1 protein-coding gene and 1 pseudogene are annotated in these 1,177 nt (G+C 72.6%); both read left to right on the top strand.

Features of this window, described 5'->3' with window-relative positions:
* The first annotated feature begins 129 nt into the window (after positions 1–129).
* Positions 130–975, top strand: a complete 846-nt coding sequence (locus GH736_RS23215; RefSeq protein ID WP_159607408.1) for a bifunctional allantoicase/(S)-ureidoglycine aminohydrolase — start codon at positions 130–132, stop codon at positions 973–975.
* Positions 972–1,177, top strand: a pseudogene (locus GH736_RS23220) (hypothetical protein); the annotation flags it as partial. The gene GH736_RS23215 and the pseudogene GH736_RS23220, both read left to right, overlap by 4 nt.

The following is a 1,177-nucleotide window of genomic DNA, read 5'->3' on the forward strand; positions in this document are numbered from 1 at the left end:
ACCGGCCTCGACGAGGCGGCGCTCGTCGCGCTCGCCCACCCCCGCCGAGCGACGAGCGCGACGAGCCCGAGGCGCACCACGAGCTGAGCGGATGCCGCGGCCCCGCGCGGCGACGGACGAGGAGGTCCCATGAGCTACTACACCCCGCAGGGCGGGCTGCCCGAGCAGACCGAGCTGCTCACCGATCGCGCGATCGTGACGGAGGCGTACACCGTCATCCCGAAGGGCGTGCTGCGCGACATCGTCACGAGCAACCTGCCGGGGTTCACGAACACCCGCGCGTGGATCCTCGCCCGGCCCATCGCCGGGTTCGCGACGACGTTCTCGCAGCTCATCGTCGAGATCGGACCCGGTGGCGGCGCCGACTGGCCCGAGCGCGAGGAGGGTGTCGAGGGCGTCGTGTTCGTGACGGCGGGCGAGCTCACCCTCGAGCTCGAGGGCGACCAGCACGTGCTCGAGGCGGGCGGGTACGCCTACCTCGCGCCGGGGGCGAGCTGGGCGATCGCCAACGAGGGCTCGGAGTTCACGAGCTTCCAGTGGATCCGAAAGGCGTACGAGCCGCTCGAGGGCCACGAGGTGACGTCGTTCGTCACGAGCGACGCCGACGTGCCGCCGCAGGAGATGCCCGGCACGAACGGCGCCTGGTCGACGAGCCGGTTCGTCGACCCCGACGACCTCGCGCACGACATGCACGTGAACATCGTCACCTTCCAGCCGGGCGGCGTGATCCCCTTCGCCGAGACGCACGTCATGGAGCACGGGCTGTTCGTGCTCGAGGGCAAGGGCGTCTACCGGCTGAACGGCGACTGGGTCGAGGTCGAGGCGGGCGACTTCATGTGGCTCCGTGCGTTCTGCCCGCAGGCCTGCTACGCGGGCGGGCCGGGGCCGTTCCGGTACCTGCTCTACAAGGACGTCAACCGGCAGGTGCGGCTGACCGGCCAGGCGGCCGGTCGCACGGCCAGCCGATGGGGATGAGCGAGCAGATGCCGCGGGCGGCCCATGCGGCATCCGGCCCGCTCGCGGCATCCGGGCCCCTCGATCTCGTGCTGGAGGGCGAGCGCGTGCTCGTGGACGGCGCATTCGCACCCGCCGAGGTCGGCGTCCGCGAGGGTCGGATCGTGGCCGTGACTCCGCGCGGGGCAGGCCTCGGGCGGGACGCGGCGCAGGTGGTGCGGCT

Source organism: Agromyces humi, from assembly GCF_009720255.1.
Lineage (GTDB): Bacteria > Actinomycetota > Actinomycetes > Actinomycetales > Microbacteriaceae > Agromyces > Agromyces humi.

What these genes read in the sequence shown, in the direction of transcription:
- GH736_RS23215 (WP_159607408.1), top strand. Translation starts at nt 130, where the DNA reads ATGAGCTACTACACCCCGCAGGGCGGGCTGCCCGAGCAGACCGAGCTG.